General features: G+C 63.0%; 9 protein-coding genes. 4 read left to right on the top strand and 5 right to left on the bottom strand.

Annotated features, from left to right (window positions below):
- Positions 1-40: 40 nt before the first annotated feature.
- The gene (locus tag AXW67_RS04895) at positions 41-1,492 is read left to right on the top strand and encodes an MFS transporter (protein WP_063676924.1); all 1,452 of its coding nucleotides are present in this window, start codon (positions 41-43) and stop codon (positions 1,490-1,492) included.
- Positions 1,493-1,581: 89 nt separating this feature from the next.
- Here the strand turns inward: AXW67_RS04895 and AXW67_RS04890 are convergent, their stop codons facing one another.
- Together AXW67_RS04890 and AXW67_RS04885 are read right to left on the bottom strand one after the other, a co-directional pair.
- Positions 1,582-2,088, bottom strand: coding sequence for a YkgB family protein (locus AXW67_RS04890; protein ID WP_063676923.1), 507 nt, complete (start codon positions 2,086-2,088; stop codon positions 1,582-1,584).
- Between the two features lie 41 nt (positions 2,089-2,129).
- On the bottom strand, positions 2,130-2,666 hold the full coding sequence (locus tag AXW67_RS04885) for a carboxymuconolactone decarboxylase family protein (protein WP_063676922.1): 537 nt from the start codon (positions 2,664-2,666) through the stop codon (positions 2,130-2,132).
- A gap of 122 nt (positions 2,667-2,788) precedes the next feature.
- Here AXW67_RS04885 and AXW67_RS04880 point away from each other — a divergent pair, with 122 nt between their 5' ends.
- A complete protein-coding gene (locus tag AXW67_RS04880) occupies positions 2,789-3,781 on the top strand; it encodes an AraC family transcriptional regulator (protein ID WP_063676921.1) in 993 nt (330 codons plus the stop codon).
- A gap of 63 nt (positions 3,782-3,844) precedes the next feature.
- Here the strand turns inward: AXW67_RS04880 and AXW67_RS04875 are convergent, their stop codons facing one another.
- Positions 3,845-4,159 (bottom strand): hypothetical protein, encoded by a 315-nt coding sequence (locus tag AXW67_RS04875; protein WP_063676920.1) that lies wholly within the window; start codon positions 4,157-4,159, stop codon positions 3,845-3,847.
- Positions 4,160-4,372: 213 nt separating this feature from the next.
- Between AXW67_RS04875 and AXW67_RS04870 the strand changes: the two genes are divergently transcribed.
- Positions 4,373-4,630 (top strand): hypothetical protein, encoded by a 258-nt coding sequence (locus AXW67_RS04870; RefSeq protein ID WP_027555440.1) that lies wholly within the window; start codon positions 4,373-4,375, stop codon positions 4,628-4,630.
- 52 nt (positions 4,631-4,682) lie between these two features.
- Here the strand turns inward: AXW67_RS04870 and AXW67_RS43040 are convergent, their stop codons facing one another.
- Together AXW67_RS43040 and AXW67_RS04860 are read right to left on the bottom strand one after the other, a co-directional pair.
- Positions 4,683-5,009 (bottom strand): hypothetical protein, encoded by a 327-nt coding sequence (locus AXW67_RS43040; protein WP_245315416.1) that lies wholly within the window; start codon positions 5,007-5,009, stop codon positions 4,683-4,685.
- A gap of 284 nt (positions 5,010-5,293) precedes the next feature.
- The gene (locus tag AXW67_RS04860) at positions 5,294-5,710 is read right to left on the bottom strand and encodes a hypothetical protein (protein WP_082907771.1); all 417 of its coding nucleotides are present in this window, start codon (positions 5,708-5,710) and stop codon (positions 5,294-5,296) included.
- 238 nt (positions 5,711-5,948) lie between these two features.
- Between AXW67_RS04860 and AXW67_RS04855 the strand changes: the two genes are divergently transcribed.
- Entirely contained in the window at positions 5,949-22,445 is a 16,497-nt protein-coding gene (locus AXW67_RS04855; protein ID WP_063676918.1) for a DUF5801 repeats-in-toxin domain-containing protein, read from the top strand.
- The last annotated feature ends 121 nt before the right edge of the window (positions 22,446-22,566 follow it).

The following is a 22,566-nucleotide window of genomic DNA, read 5'->3' as shown; positions in this document are numbered from 1 at the left end:
TTCACTCTCCGACAGGGACAGCCACCTGCCGGAGCTTCACATGGACGACCTGGCCGCTTCCGTCACCCATGCACATCAGTCGCGTCCATGGCTTACTCTGTCCGTGGTGCTGGTCGGCCCGTTCATGACCGTGATGGACATGATGATTGTGAATGTCGCCATCCCAGATATCCGGCGCCAGCTTGGGGCGAGCTTTGGACAAGCCGAACTGGTGATCGCTGGCTACGGCTTGGCCTATGCGGTGATGCTGATTACTGGCGGCCGGCTGGGCGACCTGTGCGGTCGCCGGAGAATGTTTAGCCTTGGGCTGGCTGGCTTTACTGTTGCATCGGCACTGTGCGGCCTCTCGCCAACCGCGACGACACTGATCTTGGCTCGATTGCTGCAAGGTCTCACTGCGGCCGTCCTGTTCCCGCAGGCGCTCGCGCTGATCCACATGACCTTCGCAGAGAGCGCAATACGTACCAAAGCCTTTGCGGCGCTTGGGATTGTATTGGGACTGGCCGCGGTCACAGGCCAGGTGCTGGGTGGCATGCTGGTCAGTATTGATCTGTGGGATCTGGGCTGGCGAACGATCTTCCTGGTGAACATCCCGATCGGTTTGCTGGCGATCCGAGCGGCGCTACGCCTGATCCCGATGGACACAGTGTCGGCCGGTCAACGGCTCGATGTCACGGGGGTTGCCTTAAGTGCTATTGGCCTCGGACTATTGCTCTATCCGTTAGTGGAAGGACGGGAGGCGGGATGGCCGGTCTGGTCGGTGGCAATGCTTTGCGCTGCCGTCCCGGTCCTGGTCGGGTTCGCTTGGCATCAGTATGGCAAATCCTGCCGAGGCGAATCGCCGTTGTTGCAGACGGGTCTGTTTTGCAATCGGTCGTTCACGATTGGCGTTGTGTTGGTGCTGGTCTACTATTCCACTCATAGCTCCTTCTTTCTCGCCTACGCGTTCCTGGTGCAGGTTGGGCTTGGTCGATCGCCACTGGCCGCCGGCATCATTCTTTCCGCAGTACCCGTTGCATTCATGATTGGCTCGACAATCGCCGGGCGAGTAGCAGCCGAGCACCGATGGAATGTACTCGCGGTCGGCTCTACGATTAAAGCGATCGGCAACGGCGCGGCGGCCGGCACGGCGTTTTTCGGGGCGCCCATGCAGGCCGAAGCGCTTATCCCGAGTCTGCTGCTCGTCGGATTTGGCCAAGGCCTGTTGGTGACGCCGCTTTTCAATACCATTCTCGGCGGCATTCCTCATCGCGACATCGGATCGGCCTCGGGCATGCTCAGTACCGCGCAGCAAGTGGGGGGTGCTTTCGGTGTCGCTCTGGTTGGCAGCTTGTTTGCCGCCGTGCTTGTCCATGCCCGCGGGGGAGGGGCGGCCGAGGTGGAAGCCTATGGCAGCGCCTTCGCAGCGGCCAGCGCCTACGCCGCGCTGATGGGTCTGGTCATGCTAGTCCTGCTGTTTGCCCTACCGTTGGAGCGCAGGGAGCGTGTTTGACGGCGACGAGGAGGCCGGCGCCAGACCCGCAATCGCCGGCGAGCTGGAAAGCTCACCGGCGACGCATCGCCGTCAGCAGGAGTACCACCCTATTGCCGCGTCAGGCGAACCAGGTCCTGTCGCAGGAGGTAGAAGGAGACTGCGAGCAGCACGACGTCCTTCATCAGGAAGGGCACGTTTCCGGTCATCGCGGGGAAGCCTCCCGCCGCGATGTCCCAGCCTTCCGGCATGAAGGGAATGATGGTGACCGTCGCGATTAAGGTGCCGGTCGAGCCGAGGGAGCCGAGAACGCCAAGACGCTTGTCCCAGAAGCCCGCGAGCAACAGCGAGCCGAACGTCCATTCCGAGGCGCCAAGGAAATAGCTGGCGCCGGCATGGCCGAACACGGGATAGAGCCACCAGATCAGCGGACCGTTGCTGATGAACGGGACTAGTCGTTCGAATTCGTACGGAAACCACTTCTGGTAACCGAAGAAGAAGAACATGATCACCATCGAAGCGCGGACGACGTGGTAGTCGAGGTCCTCAGCCAGGAGACCGGATCTCTCCAGCACGCGGACGAGAGGGTTTTGAGCCGTATTGGCAAGCGTAGTCATGGGCGTGATCCCTTTGAGATGATCGATGCGGCGCGGTCGCGTTACGCGACGGCCGGGAAGTCGATCTCGGTGTCGTTGATGCGGTTGAAGACGTTGGTGAAGACCGTGGTCGCGAAGGCGAGGCTGATCTCCACGAGCTGCGCGTCGCTGTAACCGGCGGCCGTTATCGCGGCGAAGTCTTCGTCGCTGACGGTGCCGCTCGATCGCGCGAGCTTGCGAACGAAGGCGACCAGCGCATCGCGCCTGGCATCGCCGGTGGGCTGGCCGTCGCGGATCTGCTTGAGCACCTCCGGCTTCACGCCGGCGAGCTTTCCGAGATGGCTATGGGCGGCGACACAATAGTCACAGCCGGCGACTTCGCTGATGACGAGCTTGATGATCTCCTTGTCGGACTTGCTCAGGCTTCCGGAGGCAAGCACCGCATCGGCAGCAAGCACGGCCTTGAGCGCAGCGGGACCATGGGCGGCGATGGCCGCGAACGTGTTCGGCACGTTGCCGATGGCCTTCTTGATCTGGGCATAGACCTGACCGGACGGACCGGCATCGGTTTCGAGGTTCGGGACAGAAAGACGAGACATGGTGGCACTCCTTGGTTGGGGTGGTGAACGATTGCGGAGTGACAGTAGGGTCTCGGCTCGAGACTTTTAATGCCGAGAAGGCGCTGCTATATGCTCAATCATCTCATTTTCGGGAGGCCGCCATGGATTGGCTTAGCCGGTTGTTCGAGATGATGCCGGTGCGCGGTCGTCTCGACCTGCGCTGCGCCTACGGCGTGCCCTGGCGGATCGAGCAGGGGCCGGGCGAGGCGAACGAAATCCCGTACCATGCGGTGCTTGCCGGCTCGGCGATTCTGGAGAATCCAGCGGGAGGCCGGCCGCTGCCACTGAAGACTGGCGACATCCTCCTGCTTCCCGGCAATCCACGGCACGTCATGCATGACGGCAGCGGAGCCGTGCCGCTCAAGGCCCGCGACCGTGCGGCTCTCAATTTCACGATCAGCGAAAATCCCGGCGCGGACGAGCGGCTCGATCTGTTGTGCGGACACTTCGCGATCGCTCCGCCGCACGACCGGTTGCTGCGCAATTATCTGCCGCCTGTCCTCATCGTGAATGCCGGCGCTCACGCCGGACAGCGGGACACTGCGGGGCAACTCGCGGGCCTCGTTGCCCTGATGCGCGGCGAGACGGCGGACGACCAATTGGGTGGCCGCGCGATGCTGAACGCACTAACGACGGCGATGTTCGCACTCGTGCTGCGGCTCGCCAGCGAGACCGATGCGGCGCCACGGGGGCTCCTTGCACTTGCAGGCCATCCGCGCCTTGCGCCCGCGGTCGCCGCCTTGTTTAGCGCGCCGGCACGCGCATGGACGCTGCCCGCGCTTGCGCGTCTCTGCAACATGTCGCGTGCGACACTTGCCCGTCAATTCCAGGAGAAACTTGGATGCTCGCCGAGCGATCTCCTGACGGACATTCGCATGAGCCTCGCAGCGAACCAATTGAGGACATCGTCGGTCTCGACTGGAGCTGTTGGAGAAGCGGTCGGATATCAATCCGAGGCAGCATTCCAGCGCGCCTTCAAGAGCCATATGGGCGTCACGCCGGCGCAGTGGCGAAAGACGACGCGGGAGCCAGCCGGGCTTGCCGACTTGAAATTGGCAAGGCCCGAAGAGATCTCCATCAATGAGAAGGCGTAGGCACTCCAACTGAGCGGGACGTGCGGCGTCGCGTCTACGCAGTACACCCTTGGCAACCCGACATTATTTGTCGGAGCCGGAATCCGTGCTCCGAGCTTCGGCAGCTCGCTCGAGATCCCATGCCCGCTGCAGGCGCTCCGGGCTGGTCGCGTTCAGTATTTTGGTCCAGGCGCCGCCGAGTAACTTGATGCCGTCGTGCAGGGTCGGCGCGTTTCCGGCCGACCAATCAGGCAAGGCCATCGGGACGCTTATCGACCAGGACCAGCTGTCTCCGGAACGATGCACGTTGCCGATCACATGCCCTTCATAGATGACGACGTAATGGTCCTTGACGTCCGGCCACCGAAGCTTGGCATTGAGGGAAATGGTTTGTTTCATGAAACGAGACTTGTGTGGGGAATGACTTCGATTGCAATCATCTGAGCGGCCGCAATTGGTGCCGAGGCCGGCAGCAACTTCGGTGGGCTCCCGGTCCGAGCAATGTCTTGAGAGCCGGCGCTGTGGCGGACGCGATCGCTAATGCGACTCGCGTTTCCAAGCTTGATAAGGATGTATCGATTTGGCACTATGCCGGCATATTCGGAGAAAGTCATGTATAAGTCATGCCTTGTCGCGATTGCTGCCGCCGTCTGCATGTGTGCATCGTCCGCCAGCGCCCAGGGCGGTCCTTATCCCTTCGGCGATGAGCCGTACCGGCTGAACTGGTATCCCGACCCCGAGATCGCGACCGGCTGCTGGAAGTGGAATTGGCAGCAATATCAGTGGGACAATTATTGTCCGGTGTACGTCCAGCCCAAGGCCTTCATGTACCCTCGCGCGAGGGCGCTCGTCGTTCGCACCAAAGGTTAGCGAGCGGCTGAACCGCGGCGCCTTGCGAGGGCGCCGCTCAGGCACACGTCAATTAGTAGTTCTCGATCGTGCAGGCGATCTGGCTGTGCTTGCCGAAATTGAGCAGGGCATTGCCGCCGAAGCCGTCCACCCAGACGCCGGGACCGGCGTAGCGATATCCGACCCCCATCGGGACCAGGCGTACATGCACGCCGCCGGAGCGGCCGGTATGCAGCGATGCCGTCACGACGTCGCCGTCGATTGACACTGCGATCGGGCACAGCGGGTATTGCCTGCCGTTCTCGCAGGTGAAGACGAGCTCCGAGCAACTGCCGATCCCGCTCGGAGAAGCCTTCAAGGCCATATCGGCCGCGTTGGCTGCCCCAGGACTGCCCGCCACTCCGGCTCCGAAAAGAACAGCCGCCGTCAGACACTTGGCCGTCAGACACTTGGCCATGAAATTACGCATTGCCGCCCCCAAAGAAATTTTCAAATCACAGGGCTAAGAGAGCAAAAATCGCCAACACCGTCAAACCGCGGCGTTTGCCACGACGCCCCGAGGCATCACTTGGCTTTCATCTGTTGCCGTCCTGCGTCAGCAAATGGTGACGCATTCGGGCCTGCAGGCCCTATGCTCTTGCGTGCGAGATCGAGCAGGATTGTGCCGGTGACGAGGTGGCTCAGCTAGATCTTCTGCTGCGCTCCCGGGCCGACCACGTTGACCGTGATCTTCTGAATTTCGGTTCGACCGCCGGCATATTTGACCTCGATCATCAGCACGTCGTCGCCGACGAAGTCCGGCTGCGATTTGTAGAACGCGACGTAGGCCGGCACTTCCAGTGCGAGACAGGACTTGTAGTTGGTTGCTTTCACCTTCGCCGACTTGACGGTCACCTTCCCGGAGGCGGGCGCATTGACGAGGCGGATCGTGGGCAGCGGCCCCGATGTGCAGTCGGGCAGCACGTTGATGTAGACGCCGATTCGCGTGTCCTTGTTGGGGAGGGATTTGACCGTTCGCTCGACCGGGGAGAGCGGGTCCTCGGCCCATGCCGGCGCGGCGAATCCACACAGCGCAACGGTCAGACCGGACAATAATACCACTGTCGTTGCTCGCAAGGTCGCACAATTTTTCCGAGTAGTTCGCTGCAAGGTATTCATTTCAAATGCCTTTTCGGGTGTCCGGTTCCCGCGTCAACCAATTTACCACGGTGGACCAAAAAGTCTTCGTTAACTAGTTGATTTCGTTGACCCCTGGTGCAGTTAACAATAGCTTAATACCGAAGATTTTCGGCTTACTTTCTGCTTTTTCAGTGCAAAAAGTGTTTGGCAGGGGCAATTAATGAACGCTCAATTTCAGGTGGCGCAGGCCACCGGCACCGCTGTTCCGACCACCTCCACCCCAGTTCGAACCTTCTCATTAGCGAAGCCGCTGACAGATCAGGCGGTGGTCGTGCATCTTGGCTACGACCAGAAGGTGAAGCTCGACTTTTCGTCAATCGCCAACGAGAAGATCACGCTCGTCCACGTCGGCGAGAAGCTGATCATTCTGTTCGACAACAAGTCGACGATCACGGTCGATCCCGTCTTCGACTCCCGGCACGACAATCAGCAGTTGCTGTCGATCGAGCTGGCGCCCGGGCGCGACGTCAGCGTGCAGGAGTTCGCCAGCCTCTTCCCGATCACGACCGATCAGTCCGTGCTGCCTGCAGCCGGCGACGGCAGCGGCAACGCGCAAGGAAGCGGCGCCAACTTCTCCAGCTCCGCGGTGGATCCGCTGAACGCCGGCAATCCGCTGGACCTGCTGGGGCAGGAGGAGCTCGGCAATTCCGGGACCGGCGATCAGCAATTCCCCGCGATATCTTCTCCTACGGTCAGCGTGACCGGCTCGATCGAACTGGTGGTCGACGAGAGCTTCATTCCGGCCAACGGCACGAACTCGGCTGGGTCGACCACCGGCGCGTCCGGCTCCAATGTCGATACCCAGAACCTTCAGGTCGTCTTCACGGTAAGTACGCCGTTGGGTCTGCAGAGCCTGACCTACGCGCTCCACGTCGACAAGACGAGCACCGGCCTGATTGACTCGCTCAGTGGTCAGGGTGTCGTCCTGGTTCAGAAGGGCACCGCCGAGGTCGATGGTGTCGTAACGGTCAACGGCAAGGAGCTCACCGTCTTCACTCTGACGGTGGACGGTACCGGTCACATCACGATGACCGATCTGCGCGGCGTCCATCAGGATTCCAAGGATAATCCGGCCGACACCAGCGAGGGGATTCACCTCGGCCCGGGACTGGTCTCGGTGACGGCGACGGCGGTCGACGTCAGCGGAAACTCGGCAACCGGAAGCTTCGACCTCGGTCCGCACATTACGATCAACGATGACGGTCCGAGCATCGCCGTAGCGCAAGGCGAGGGTGAGGGCGACGGTCCGCATCTCCCGTTCCTTCCCGCCCTCGAAGTCGACGAGAGCGCGCTGCCGAGCGGCGCGCAGCCGCACTCATTGTCGACGACGGCCACTCAAGACTTCAGCGGCGCCTTTACGCATGTCGACGGCGCCGACGGCGCCACCATCACCTACGCCTTGTCAGTGACCGCGGGCGGTGTCGACACGCACCTGCTCGACTCCCTGACAGGGCACGAAGTGTTCCTGTTCAACGAGAAGGGCACCATCGTCGCCCGCGAGGGAACGGACGCCACCGCTGCGGCCGGTGGCCATATCGTTTTCACGCTCGAAGTGGATTCGTCCGGACAGGTGACGATGACGCTCGAGCGCTCGGTGCACGAGTTCACTCCCCAAGTGAACGCCAACAGCGACGAGCCGATCAGTCTTTCGAACGTCCCGGTCACGCTGACCGCGACGATCACGGACAACGACGGCGACACCGCTTCTGCCAGCATCAGCATCGGCTCGACCATCGTCATTCATGACGACAGCCCGACCATCGCTGTGGTGCTGGGCCAGGGCGGCGACGAGGGGCCGCAGCTCCCGGTCCTGCCTGTCCTCGAAGTCGACGAGAGCGCGCTGCCGAGCGGCGCGCAAACGCCGTCATACCCGGCTTCGGTCACCAAGGACTTCAGCGGCCTCTTTACGCACGCCGACGGCGCCGACGGCGCCACTATCAGCTATGCAGTGTCGGTGAGCGGTGGCGGTGTTGACACCCACCTGCTCGATTCCCTGACCGGGCACGAGGTGTTCCTGTTCAATGAGAACGGCACCGTCGTCGCCCGCGTGGGAACGGACCTCGCTACTTCTGACCCCGATGGCGCGATTGCTTTCACGCTCAAAGTGGATTCGTTGTCCGGCCAGGTGACGATGACGCTCGATCGCTCAGTGCACGAGCTCACTCCCCAGGCGAACGTCCCCAGCAATGAGCCGATCCAGCTTTCCGGCGTCCCGGTCACGCTGACCGCGACGATTACGGACAATGATGGCGACTCCGCTTCCGCCAGCATCGACATCGGCTCGACGATCGTCATTCATGACGACAGTCCGACGCTGACCCTGACCCCCGGCAAGAACTCCGTCACGATCGACGAGACGCCCGGCCAGCAGGCCGGCACCAACGACGTCCAGTTCACGGACCTTTCGGCCGCGGCCCAGACGGCGTTCAACAACGTCGCGAACAAGGGCTTCGATCCCGACGTCAGCCACGACCATAATGCGATCGGCTATGCGGTGAATTCGGGCCTCGTCTCCGCCGACATCAATTTCGGCGCCGATGGCGGCGATGCGACCCAGTCCAAGCTGTTCGAACTGACGCTGGCGAAGAGCGGCGTCGATTCCGGTCTCCAGACGACCGCTGGGCGCGAGATCTATCTATTCCTCGAGAACGGCGTCATCGTCGGCCGCTACGACGCGCCCCACGACGGCAATACCGTCGTCGACGGCAGCGATCCGGCCGCGTTCGCTATCACGATCGATCCGACCACCGGGCAGGTTTCGGTGGCCCAGTATGTCTCTCTCAACCAACCGGACCACGCGACGGCCGCTGACGGTTTCAACAGCTACAATGAGGGGGTCTCGCTCGCGACGGGCAGCGTGTCGATTGCGCTGACGGTAAAGGATGCCGACGGCGACACCGTCACCAAGTCGGTTGACGTCTCCCATGAAATCACCTTCCTCGATGACGGCCCGAAGGTCACCGTCAATGTCGACGAGCGCTTCTCGGTCGTGCTCGATGAGACGCCCGGCGTCCAGTTCGAAGACGATGATACGACCGCGTCCTTCGTCCGCCACCTGTTCGATTCCGTCGTCAATACGGGCAACGATCCCGACCTTACGTCGAGCGAGAAGGACCATGGCGCGATCGGCTTTGCCATTGGCGGCCACGACGCCCTCGATGTTCATGCCATCTTCGGTGCCGACGGACCTGCCGCGCACAATGCCGTCGTGTACTCCCTGACGCTCAATGGCGTCAGCGGCTCGGTCGATTCCGGCATTCAGACCACCGACGGCAAAGAAATCTATCTCACGATCGAGAACGGCGTGATCGTCGGCCGGGTCGATACCAACGGCGACCACCAGGTCTCGACCTCCGATCCGGCGGCTTTCGCGATCGCAATCGATGACGATGGTCACGTGGCGACGGCGGAATATCTGTCGCTGAAGCATCCCGACCCGCACGCCTCGGACGAAACCGTCCAGCTGACGCAGGGCGTCGTGAGTGCGACCGTCACCATCACCGACGGCGACCAGGACCAGGCGACCGCTTCGACCGACATTTCGAGCCATATCAAGTTCGAAGACGACGTGCCGCACGCCTATGACGTCAAGCCATTCACGATTCTCGACGACGAGGCGCAATCACTTTTCCCGCCGAATTTCGGCGGCAGCGGCGATGCTTTCCCGAGCCTGAATACTCTGACTGGCGGGGCGCACTCGCTCTTCAACAGCGGCGCCGACGGCACCGAGAGCGTCACCTTTGCGCCGCCTTCGGACATCAAGGCGATCTACAAGCTCGATAGCGGTCTCGCCGGCCAGGAAACCCTCGACTACACGACCACGACGAGTGGCGGCCATACCGTTCTGACCGCGACCGGACACGTTTCGGGTAACGTCGTTTTCACGCTCGACGTCGCCGGTGACGGATCCTACACCTTCAAGGTCAGCGAACCGCTGGTTCATCCGACCAACAGCACCACGGAAGAGAACCTTTCCGTGAAGATCGGCTTCACCGTCACCGACGGGGACGGCGACCAGGATTCCGGCTCGCTGACCGTGAAGGTCAACGACGACACGCCGACGGTCGATGTCGACCGGGCGGAGGACAGCCACGGCCACGACGTCACACTGGCGCTGCTGACGCTCGACGAGTCGATCGGCGTGACCCCGGGCGACCCGAACGCGACCAGCGACGACGTTCCCGGCGTGACGGCTCCCTCGTTCTTGACCAGCACCGACCCGACCAAGGCGATCGGCATCACAAAGACGCCGACGTCCGACGAGAAGGGCACCTCGGTTGCGGAACTGTTCACCACCGACGTCGACTTCGGCGCCGACGGCGCCAAGGCCGCGCCCACCGTCAGCTACACTTTTACGCTGAAGGATGATCACGGCAGCACGGTTTCGAACGGCTCGGCGACCGGCGTGGAAACCAACCTGATCGTCACTGCGCTTGCCGATTCGCCGCTGGCAGGCCTCACGGATGCCCAGCGCACGATCTATCTGTTCAAGGAAGCCGACGGCTCGATCGTCGGCAAGATCGGCATTGGCGGCGGCGGTAACGTCACCGACTTCGTCGCCCTGCATGTCGTGATCGACCAGAGCAGCGGTGAGCCACGGATCGTCGTCGAGCAATATCTGCCGATCCAGCACAGCAACACCAATTCGAGCGACGAGTCGGCGTCGCTGACCTTCAACGATCGTGATGCCAGCCTCGGCGTCACGCTGACCGTGACCGCGACCGACGGCGACGGCGACGTGGCTTCTGACTCGAAAACCGTCACGCTGGCGGGCCACGACAGCTCGCTGATCAAGATCGAGGATTCCGGCCCCACGGTCACGATCACCGCGACCGGGGTAACAGTCGTCCATGACGAAACGCCGGGCGTCCAGAACGCGGGCGATCCCAATCCGTCCGATGACGTCGCCGGCGCAAACCTGCCGAGCACCGTGCTCGCCTCGTTCAACGCGATCACGAACCAGGGCTCGGATCCTGACGTTCCGAACAAGGACAACGGCGCCATCGGATTTGCGCTCAGCTCCGCCGCGGTGGTCAGCGTGGCCGCGACCTTCGGCACCGATGGCCCGGCCAAGACCAACTCGACCGTGCTGTCGCTGCAGATCGACGGTGGCAACAACACCGATTCCGGCCTTCAGACCACCGATGGCCAGCACATCCTGCTGCGGCTGGAGACCTACAACGGCGTCAGCATGATCGTCGGCCGCGTCGACGGCAACGGCGATCATTCTGTTTCGACCTCCGATCCAGCGGCATTCGCCATCGAGATCGGTCAGGATGGCCGGATCAGCGTCGCGCAATATCTGTCGCTGAAGAACCCGAGCCCGGGATCGTCCCCGAGCGACCTCGATGAGCCGACCACGACCCTGCAGCACGTTCAGGCCGTCGTCACGGTCACCGATGGTGATGGTGATCACGCCACGCAGGCCATCGACATTTCGAGCAAGATCCAGTTCCAGGACGACGGCCCGACCCTGACCGTAACCGCGCCCGCGGTGATCAACGGTCTCGACTTCGGTGCGTTCGTCCTCAACAGTAATGAGTGGGGCCAGGGAAGCGGCACTGCGACCGGCACCAATGGTGGCTGGACCATCTCCGACGCCAACAGCGGTCATTCCGGCGCCGATCTGATTGCCAACACCGGCGGCGGCACGGTTCAGCTCGAGCGCGTCGGCGACGGCTATCTGGGGATGCATTCCTCGACCGGCGGCTACATGGTCGACCTCGACGCCTCGCCGCATGACGTGAAAATCAGCCAGGTCGTCACGGGGCTGGCGAGTGGCCAGACTTACGATCTGCGCTTCGAGGCAGGCGCGCCGTTCCCGAATTTGGCGCATCTCGAGGTCTGGTTCGGCGGCGTCAAGGTCGGCGACATCTCGCCGACCGGGCAGATGCAGGAATACACGATCCAGGTGGTGGGCGGCTCCGGCCCCAATCACGACAACCTGCTTGAATTCCGCGAGACCGGCACGCCGGACAATCAGGGCACCTATCTCGCCAACGTGTCCGTCGGCGAGATCGTGATCGACGAAACCGCAGGCATCCAGGCGGACTCGAATGAAGTTGCGGCCAACTCGCTCTTCAACGCAGTCGCCCACCAGGGTTTCGACCCCGACATGCAGCCGCAGTTTGCGGAGGGCAGGGGCGCGATCGTCAGCGTCTCCGCTAACTTCGGCAGCGACGGCCCGGCCACCTCGGGTGCGACGACCTATGTCGTGCAGACGGCCAATTCGGGCCTCACGGATTCCGGCCTTCAGACGACGGCCGGCCAGCACATCATCCTGTTCAACGAGACCTATAACGGCGTCAGCTACGTCGTCGGCCGTTATGACTCGAACGGCGATCACCAGGTCACCTCGGCTGACGACGCCGCGTTCGCGTTCACGGTCAACGCGAGCACCGGCAAACTGTCGCTGGTCCAGTATGTCTCGCTCCATGAGCCGAACACGGCCAGCAACGACGAGGGCGTGTTCCTCAACACCGGCTCGCTGTCGGTGACCGTGACCGTCAAGGACGGCGACAACGACACCGCTTCGAAGACCGTCGACGTCTCCGCCGCGATCCGTTTCGACGATGACGGCCCGACCGCCGCTTTGGCCGTGACCAAGGCCACCCTGACCATCGACGAAACCGCCGGACAGGACGCCGGCACCAACGACGTTGCCCATCTCAGCGACTTTACCGGCCTGTTCAGCTCGATTGCCGGAACGCCGATCGAAATCGCGCAGAGCAGCGCGGCCGTCGTTTCCGCGACCGCGACCGTCTACGGTGCGGACGGGCAGGGCGCTGCTCCGGTTTTCGTACTGAACGTCTCCGCCAGCGGTGTCGATTCAGGCCTCGATGCAACCGACGGGCGTAGTGTGTTCCTGTTCAAGGAAGGCAACCTCATCGTCGGCCGCGAAGGCCTGGCGGATGGCACGGTCGATTCCGGCGGCAAGGTCGCCTTTGCAATTTCGATCGACAGCGCGACCGGCGTGCTCACGGTTGCCGAATATACAGCACTCTATCATCACAATCCGGCCGATCCGAACGAGGCGGCAAGTCCGCTCGCGATCGCCGACAACGCCATCCAGGCGAGCGTGACCGTGACCGACGGTGATGGCGACACCTCGGTCGCCTCGGTCGGCATCGGCGGCCAGATCCACTTCCTCGACGACGGCCCGACGGTGGCTGCGGCTCCGCTCAGCCAGATCGTCAACGGCAATTTCTCCCAGGGCGTTTGGAGCGATCCGGCCTGGTGGGGATCGATGTCGACGGACGTCACCGGCTGGACGATCTCACAGTCTCCGGTCGGGCCGGGTACAGTCGATCTCGAACGCACGCCGAGCGGCTATCTCGGCATGACCACGTCGAACGGCGCGGACATGGTCGATATGGGCTCTTCGCCCGGCAACATCGAAATCACCCAGAGCTTCACTAACCTGACCCCGGGCCAGAGCTACGCCATCCAGTTCGAGGCGGGTGCGCCGTTCCCCGAAACCGCAAAGCTGCAGGTGGTCTGGGATGGCCAAGTCATCGGCACGATCGATCCGAGCGGACCGGGCCAGCTGACGTCCTACAACTACATCGTCACGGCCACGGGCCACGACACGCTGAGCTTCGTCGAGATCGGCACCGGCAACGCGCCGATCACCCAGACCTGGCAAGGACACGACCTCGCCAGCGAGGACTATCACGGCACGTATCTCGCCAATGTCGGCCTGGTCGCGACGTACGTCGTCGACGAGGACGGTCTGCCGGCGGGCAATCACGACCTGCCGACTCCGTCGGAAGGTGATGCGGCGGGAATTGCGACCTCGGTCACCGGCGCGCTCGGCATCAACTGGGGTGCTGACAATTACGATCCTTCGAACGACACCATCAGGCCCGATGGGTCGTTCGCGCAGGACAACGACGGCAGCGCACTCACCGGCCGCAATGTGACCTTCACGGATGCCACGGTCGATGTCAGCGGCATCGCCGGGCACGTCCTCACCTCGAACGGCCAGACCGTCCAGTACATGCTGACGGGCATGGGGGCCACGCTGATCGGGTATGTGGGCGACCCGAATCACAAGGTCTTCGAAGTTTCGCTGTCCGACGATGGGACAGGTGCGTTCAAATTCACCCTGCTGGGCCAGCTCGATCATGCGCCGAACGGCTCGGAGAACGATATCGACCTGACCTTCCACTTCACCGCGACGGATTCCGACGGCGATTCAGCGCACGGCACTTTCATGGTCGGCGTCGACGACGACGTGCCGGTGGTGACCGCCGCGGGCGACACCGTCAACGTCAACGAAGCCAATCTTCCGGATGATCGCCACCTGAGCCCGGTCGCGCTTCCGGGCGGCGGTTTCTCCGGCGAGGCGCAGGCCGCGACCGGCTTCTTCCACATCAACTGGGGCGCGGACAACGGCGATGCGAAGCATCTCGCCTTTGCCAAGGACGCCCAGGGCAATGTGCTCGGCCCGCAGCTCACCTCTGACGGCGTGCAGCTCGATTACGTCGTTCGCTTCCCGAGCGACTCGCCCGGCAACGAGCAGATCATCGCCTACAAGCATGGCGGCAACCCCGACACCGATCCGGTGTTCTCCATCACGCTCTACGAGCAGGGCCACGGCTACTTCACCTATGTTCAGTACCAGAACATCGATCATCCGGGTGCCGGCGCCGATGTCGATGTGCTGAACTTCAACGTCATCGCGACGGACGCCGATGGCGACAGCGTCCAGACCTCGCTCACGGTCAAGGTCGTAGACGACATCCCGCTCGTGATTGCTTCGGGCAGCGTGACCGGAGAGGTCGACGAGGACGGCTTGCCCACCGGAAACATCGACGCCGGCCGTCTCGGCGAAACGGCGGGAACGGGCCATGCGAGCATTTCGGGTGATGCCGGCTCGCTCAAGGCGCTGGTCAGCTTCGGTGCCGACGGTCCCGGTGCGCATCCGTTCCAGCTGGTCGACCAAACCACTGCCTCGGCCTGGATCAGCGGCCTTCATCTGACGTCGCAGGGCCAGGCGATCGACCACGCCACGGTCTCCGGCAATACGGTCACAGCGCAGAGCCACGATGGCCGCAACATCTTCTCGCTCACCGTCAACGACGACGGATCGTGGACCTTCGCGCTCAAGGATCAGCTCGATCATCCGAAGCAGGATGATCCCAGCACGCCCACGCAGGAGAAGGAGTTCGAGGACACGCTTTCGATCAGCCTCGGCGGCCTGATCAACGCGGTCGACGGCGACGGGGACGTGACCTCGCTCGGCTCCGCGAATTTCACGGTCACCGTCCGCGACGACGAACCTTATTTCGGGACGATCAGCACCGGCTCGGTGACGCAGCTCCATACGGCGGCGACGGGAACGTTCGACTTCCACGTCGGTGCTGACGAGCCCGGGCATCTCACCGTTGCTGCGCCGGCTATCAGCGGCGTCGATGTCGCGACCGTCGTCGACGGCAACGGCATCACGACGGTCACCGGCACGTTCCACGGCAGCGGGCTGACCTATTACGTCCTTACGGTCAATCCGAACGGCACCTACAGCTTCGAGATCGACAACCTGCCGACCGGCACGGCGCCACTTAACCCCGTGGACCTCACGTCGGCTTTCTCGCCTGTGCATAGCAAGGACTTCGGCCCGTTCACGATCACCGCTGACACCAACCAGAAACTCAACGGTTCCGGCCAGGGCGTCGGTATCGACAGCAACAACGCCGGCGATGGCGGTTACGCGAAGATCACGTTCGACAACGAGATGACCGTTGCGAACTTGCACTTCAAGTCGGGCGGCAGCAGCGACGTGACCATCACCTGGATCGCGACCGACACGCATACCGGCCAGCACGAGAGCGGCCAGTTCACCATTCCCGCGCATGAGAACGGGACAGACGGCTTTACGGTCGATCCGTCGATCGCCTCGTTCGATCAACTCGAGCTCACCACGTCGACAGACGGCAGCGGCAAGATCAAGATCAAGGACATTGGCGGCACCGAGGTCACGCAGAATACCAACGTCGGGCCGTTCGACTTCACGCTCACCGGCACCGATGCCGACAACGATGCTGCGACTGGCACGATCCACATCAACGCCAACATCGGCGTGAACGGTATCCCGACGATCTCGTCGTCCGACGCCGCGGAGCTGAGCGATGCCGCCGGCAATGATCACGCCGCGGGTCCGACTCCGGATCCGTTCGTTGCGCAATCGGCGACCGGTTCCCTGCATATCGACTATGGTCACGACGGACCCGGTACGCCGGAGTTTGCCGCGGTCTATGACGGCGGGCTGGGGGCCGTTGTCTCGCAGACGTCCGCCGGTGGCGTGACGACGATCACGACCGCCTCGTGGACGCTGACCATCAACGAGACGACCGGCGACTACACGTTCAAGCAGACCGCCGCCTATCACCATGACGCCGGCGCCGACACCGACAGCGGACACGTCACCGTGACGGTCAAGGACGGCAACGGCGACACGGCAACGGGCACGCTCACGCTGACGATCGACGACGACGTCCCGACGGCGCATGCGGATGTCAACTCCGCAGAGTCCGGCGCTCTCATCACGGGCAATGTCGAGAACAACGACGTTGGCGGCGCCGATGGCATCGCCTCGATCGCCTGGAACAACGTGTCGCTCAACCACACCGTCACGGGCGCGCATGGCGTGCTGACGGTCGGAACGGATGGCGCCTACAGCTACCACGCCAATCCGAACACAGCGACCGGGGCCGACCAGTTCACCTACACGATCACGGATGGTGACGGCGACACGTCGACGACGACGCTGACGATCAATGTCACGAACGGCCAGCCCACGGTCGCGCCCGCGACCGTGACGGTCGACGAGGCTGCGCTCGACACCACGAAGGACAGCGGCGATCTCGCGTCGAGCGCCTTCACTGGATCCAATCCGACCCTGACGACTGAGTCGGCGACGGGAACGCTGTCGTTCTCCGATCCGGACGGCGTTACGGTCACCGGCGTCGCTGCCGGCACCAGCGGCAGCGATGTCAGCGGCCATGTCGGCACCCTCGTGCAGGGTACCTATGGTGTGCTGGAGATCAATTCCTCGGGCCATTATACCTACACGCTGACCAAGCCCGTCACGGAACCGTCGGCCAACAACGGCGCCGACACCGTCAACGGCGCGGACGTGTTCACCTACACGGTCACCGACTCGTTCGGGAATACCTCGACCTCGACCGTTTCCATCAACATCAAGGACGACGTCCCGACAGCGCATGCGGATGTCAACTCCGCAGAGTCCGGCGCGCTCATCACGGGCAATGTCGAGAACAACGACGTTGGCGGCGCCGATGGCATCGCCTCGATCGCCTGGAACAACGTGTCGCTCAACCACACGGTTGCGGGCGCGCATGGCGTGCTGACGGTCGGAACGGATGGCTCCTATAGCTATCACGCCAATCCGAATGCAGCGACCGGGGCCGACCAGTTCACCTACACGATCACGGATGGTGACGGCGATACGTCGACGACGACGCTGACGATCAATGTCACGAACGGCCAACCCACGGTCGCGCCCGCGACCGTGACGGTCGACGAGGCTGCGCTCGACACCACGAAGGACAGCGGCGATCTCGCATCGAGCGCCTTCACTGGATCCAATCCGACCCTGACGACTGAGTCCGCGACGGGAACGGTGTCGTTCTCCGATCCGGACGGCGTTACGGTCACCGGCGTCGCTGCCGGCACCAGCGGCAGCGATGTCAGCGGCCATGTCGGCACCCTCGTGCAGGGTACCTATGGTGTGCTGGAGATCAATTCCTCGGGCCATTATACCTACACGCTGACCAAGCCCGTCACGGAACCGTCGGCCAACAACGGCGCCGACACCGTCAACGGCGCGGACGTGTTCACCTACACGGTCACCGACTCGCTCGGGAATACCTCGACCTCGACCGTTTCCATCAACGTCAAGGACGATGTCCCGATCGCGCGGGGTGAAACGGCGAACGTGGCTGAGGCTTCGGCCACCAACGTCGTGTTCATGATCGACACGTCGGGCAGCACCGACGGCACCACCCTCGCGTCTGAAAAGCAGGCAGCGATCAACCTGCTGAACGCCGGCATCAATGGCGGCCAGGTCCTTGTGGTCGACTTCAACGACACCGCGCAGGTTTCAGGCTGGATGACGGTGTCGAATGCGATCACCTATATCAACGGGCTGCAGGCTGACGGCGGCACCAACTACCACGTCGCTCTGACCACCACGGAAAGCTACATCAGCACGCACACGACGCCCGACGCCGGCCAGACCATCGGATATTTCCTGTCCGACGGTGAGCCGACCGAGCCCTTCTACAACCCCGATATCAGCAACAGCGAGCAGGTAACCTGGGATTCCTTCCTCGCGACCAACCACATCAGCACGGTCTATGGCGTCAACGTCGCCTCGACCAGCGCTGACTCCGATATCGCACCGATCGCGTATCCGACCCCGGGCGACAACATCGGCATCGGCAGCAACGCCAACGGATTGCTCAACACAATCCCGGCGACGGTGCACACCGCGTCCGGCAACGTGCTCAGCAATGACACGTTCGGCGCCGACGGCCCGGGCGTGGGGGCCGGGATCCTGTCGATCACGGTCGGTCCCGCGACCTATACGTTCGACGGGACAAATTTCAGCGACGGGCATGGGCATACCACGCTCGGCAGTGTCCTGACGGCCGTGACGTCGCTCGGCACGCTGACGTTCAACTTCGCCACCGGCGCCTATTCCTACGCGACCTCTGCATCGGTCAACGCCGACCAGACGGAGACCTTCCACTACACGCTGGTGGACCACGACGGCGATCAGGCCGGTGCCGATCTGTCGATCGTGATCAAGAACTCGCCGCATGCGCCGACGGGGCTCGACCTCGATGCGCTTGACGACACCGGAACCAGCAGCAGCGACAACATCACCAACCACACCACCGGCTTGACCATCACGGGTGCCGCGGAGAATGGCACCACGGTGACGCTGTACGACGACACCAACAACGATGGCATCCATGAGTCCGGCGAAGCGACGCTCGGGTCGGCCGCTGTCAGCGGTGGAACGTTCAGCATCGACGTGTCGCTGCTCACGGACGGCCTGCATCACGTCCGCGGCTTCGAGACCGACGCCTCCAACAATGTCAGCCCGTCGTCCTCGTCGCTCGACATCACCATCGATACCGCCGCGCCGGCCGCGGCCGTCACCGGAATCGTCAACGACAGCGGTGTCGTCGGCGATCACATCACGAACGACAACAGGCTGATCATCGAGGGCACCGCCGAAGCTGGCACCACGGTCATCGTGTACCGGAACGGAACCTCGATCGGCACGATCGTGGCCGACGGCAATGGCGACTGGAGCCTGGACGATACCGGCACCAAATTGTCGGACGGCACGTACCAGTACACGGCAAGGGCAACCGACGTTGCCGGCAACAGTACGTTGTCCAGCGGCTACGCTGTGACGGTGGACACGACGAAACCGACCGAGAGCGTCCATATCACGGCGATCTCGCAGGATACGGGCGTGTCTTCGACGGATTTCGTCACCAATGACACCCAGCTCACGGTCTCGGGCACCAACAGCACGTTGGCCACGGGTGACAAGGTCCAGGTCTCCACGGACGGCTTCACCTGGTTCGATGCAACCCAGACGGATTCTACCCACTGGAGCTACAGCGATCCGGCCACGCACAGTTCGGATTTCACTTACTACGCCCGGGTGGTCGACGCGGCGGGCAATGTCGGCAACAACACCGACCAACAGGACGTTGACATCGACATCACGCCACCGACCACGACAGTGGCGATCTCCGGTATCCAAAACGATACCGGCGCGAGCTCGTCGGACTTCATCACCAGCGACCGAACGCTGACCTTGAATGGTACCTATAGCAACCTGGGCAGCAACATCATCCAGGTGAGCACCGACAATGGTCAAACCTGGAACAATGCCGACACGTCCTTTGGCTCCTGGAGCTACACCGATCCGGCAACGCATGCCGACGGCACGTTCACCTATCAGGTCCGCGTCATCGACATCGCCGGCAACGTCGGCAATACGGCAGCGCATAACGTGACGGTGGATGGCACCGCGCCGGGTGCTCCATCAACGCCGGACATGACGGCTGCGACCGACAGCGGCTCGTCCAATACCGACAACGTCACCAATGACCAGACGCCGACCTTCACCGGTACGGCGGAAGCCGGCAGCACGGTGAACATCTATTCCGACGGCAACCTCGTCGGAACCGGTGTCGCCACCGGCGGCACCTATACGATCACCACGAGCTCGCTCTCCGACGGGCAGCACACCATCACGGCCAAGGCGACGGATGCGGCCGGCAATCAGAGCAGCGCTTCCGGCGGTCTGACCGTCACGATCGACCACGTCATTGCGACGCCCTCGACGCCCGACCTGATCGCCGCCAGCGATTCCGGTTCGTCGAGCACCGACAACATCACCAGCGTTCACACGCCGACCTTCACGGGCACGGCGGAGACCGGCAGCACGGTGAGCATCTTCTCCGACGGAACGCTTGTCGGAACGGGCGTCGCGACCGGCGGCACCTATTCGATCGTCACCAGTTCGCTGGCCGATGGCACGCATGTGATCACGGCCAAGGCGACCGATGTGGCCGGCAATGTGAGCAGCGCATCCGCGGGCCTGTCGGTGACGATCGACGATAGCGCTGCTGCTCCCACACTGGCGCTCCACAGCGATACCGGACTGTCGTCGAGCGACCGCATCACCAGCAGCGGCCAGGTCGATGTCTCTGGTCTCGAGACGGGAGCCTCCTGGCAGTACAGCACCAACAACGGGACGAGCTGGAACAACGGCAGCGGTTCGAGCTTCACGCTCACGGGCGATGGCGCGAAGACCGTGCTGGTCCACCAGACCGACGTCGCCGGCAACACCTCGTCGAATGCGACACTGAACTTTACGCTCGACACAGTCGGGCCAACGATCGCGATTACAACGGCTAGCCATAACTTGAATCTGGTGGCGGGCACGGTCAGCGATTCGGGAAGCGGGGCTGTCTCCGTGTCCGTCGCAAAGGGAGGCACCTCGCTAGGAACGGATAATTCGGTTTCCAGCGGCAACTGGAGCATTACCAGCAGCAACTTCAATTCGGGGCAAACGATCACAGCAACAGCGACCGACTTGGCCGGCAATACCGCTTCCACGTCGGTGAAGGCAGTCGCTCCCGCCGGCGTGTCTGGTGAGGCCATCAACCTCGCACTCGCCAGCACTGCGGCCGCCCAGCATGTCGGTCCGGTCTCGCTGACGATCGCCGGCGTGCTCGACGGCTGGACGCTGAGCGAAGGCTCACGCAATGCCGATGGCACGTGGACGGTTCTGACCAACGACATCGGCTCGCTCTCGGTGACCTCGCCGGATGGCTTCACCGGCGCTCTGGTGTTCAACGTCATGGAGAGCTGGACCGATGCCGACGGCAGCATCGGGACTGCCTACGTCGTCGACAACGTCGAGGCCTATGCCAAGGGCTCGCCGATCTTCGCCTGGTCCGGCGACGACACGCTGACGGCGTCGAGCGGCCACGATATGCTGGTCTTCGCCAACCGGATCGGCGCCGATGTCGTGCACGGCTTCGACGTCGCGCATGACAAGATCGACCTGATCGGCTTCGACGGAGTGTCGAGCTTCGCCGACGTTCAGGCGCACCTGTCAACCGACGCGGCAGGCAATGCCGTCATCACGCTCGGCGACGGTGAAACGATCACCCTGGCCGGGGTCGACGCCAAGACCCTCACTGGCGACGATTTCGTGTTCAACGAGACGCCGGTGACGCACAACAGCGGCGACATGGTCCTGAGCGACGGCGCGATGCTGCCTCTCAGCGGCATCGTCGACAACACCGGCAGGATCGAGCTCGGCTCGACCGGCACACAAACGGAGCTCGAGATCGTGCAGCATGGGGCGACGCTCCAGGGCGGCGGAACGGTCGTGCTGTCCGACAATTCGGAGAACGTGATCTTCGGCAGCCAGGCGGATGTCACGCTCACCAACGTGGACAACACCATCATGGGCGCGGGTCAGATCGGCGACGGCCAGCTCACGCTGGTCAACGAAGGCACGATCGTGGCCACCGGCGTGAACGCGCTGGTGATCGACACCGGAGCGAATGTCGTCACCAATTCCGGCACGCTGGAGGCGGTGGGATCGGGAGGCATGATCGTTCATGCTGCGATCGACAACGAGGGCCTGCTGTGGGCCAATGGCGGCGATCTCTCCGTCACGGGCAACGTCAGCGGCAACGGTTCGGCCCTGATCTCGGGACACGGAAGCCTCGAACTGGCCGGCGCGTTCAGCGGCGAGGTCAAGTTCGACGACAATGCCTCGGGCACCCTCGTCCTCGATCATGCCTCCGACTTCCATGGTGTCCTGTCCGGGTTCGACGCGAACGACACTCTGGATCTCGAAGGCATCCTCGGCGGCAGCGCCAGCATGAGCTACCAGGAGAACGCTCAGGGCAATGGAGGCGTTCTGACGGTGACGGATGGAAAGACGACGGCGAATATTGCCTTCGCCGGCGAACATACGGCGTCCGATTTCCATGTCGATACGAGCGGAACGGCGAACCAGGTCCTGGTCCATCTCGAGACCCAGGCTCAGGCCCAAGCCCAAGTGATGGTTCACGCGGCCTGACCTGGCCGACCGTCAAAAAAGAAAAAAGGCGCCGGTTCGGCGCCTTTTTTTGTGGTTGTCACCAGTAGCCTGACCGCGGAGGGCGGCTGGTTGTCGGCCAATAGACTAAGCTGCGCCGGCA

This window comes from Bradyrhizobium neotropicale (assembly GCF_001641695.1).
In the GTDB taxonomy this organism is placed as follows: Bacteria; Pseudomonadota; Alphaproteobacteria; order Rhizobiales; family Xanthobacteraceae; genus Bradyrhizobium; species Bradyrhizobium neotropicale.
The sequence above is the reverse complement of the archived record's forward strand: the minus strand, read 5'-3'. Positions and strand labels throughout refer to the sequence as shown.

What these genes read in the sequence shown, in the direction of transcription:
- AXW67_RS04895 (WP_063676924.1), top strand. Translation starts at nt 41, where the DNA reads ATGGACGACCTGGCCGCTTCCGTCACCCATGCACATCAGTCGCGTCCA.
- AXW67_RS04890 (WP_063676923.1), bottom strand. Translation starts at nt 2,088, where the DNA reads ATGACTACGCTTGCCAATACGGCTCAAAACCCTCTCGTCCGCGTGCTG.
- AXW67_RS04885 (WP_063676922.1), bottom strand. Translation starts at nt 2,666, where the DNA reads ATGTCTCGTCTTTCTGTCCCGAACCTCGAAACCGATGCCGGTCCGTCC.
- AXW67_RS04880 (WP_063676921.1), top strand. Translation starts at nt 2,789, where the DNA reads ATGGATTGGCTTAGCCGGTTGTTCGAGATGATGCCGGTGCGCGGTCGT.
- AXW67_RS04875 (WP_063676920.1), bottom strand. Translation starts at nt 4,159, where the DNA reads ATGAAACAAACCATTTCCCTCAATGCCAAGCTTCGGTGGCCGGACGTC.
- AXW67_RS04870 (WP_027555440.1), top strand. Translation starts at nt 4,373, where the DNA reads ATGTATAAGTCATGCCTTGTCGCGATTGCTGCCGCCGTCTGCATGTGT.
- AXW67_RS04855 (WP_063676918.1), top strand. Translation starts at nt 5,949, where the DNA reads ATGAACGCTCAATTTCAGGTGGCGCAGGCCACCGGCACCGCTGTTCCG.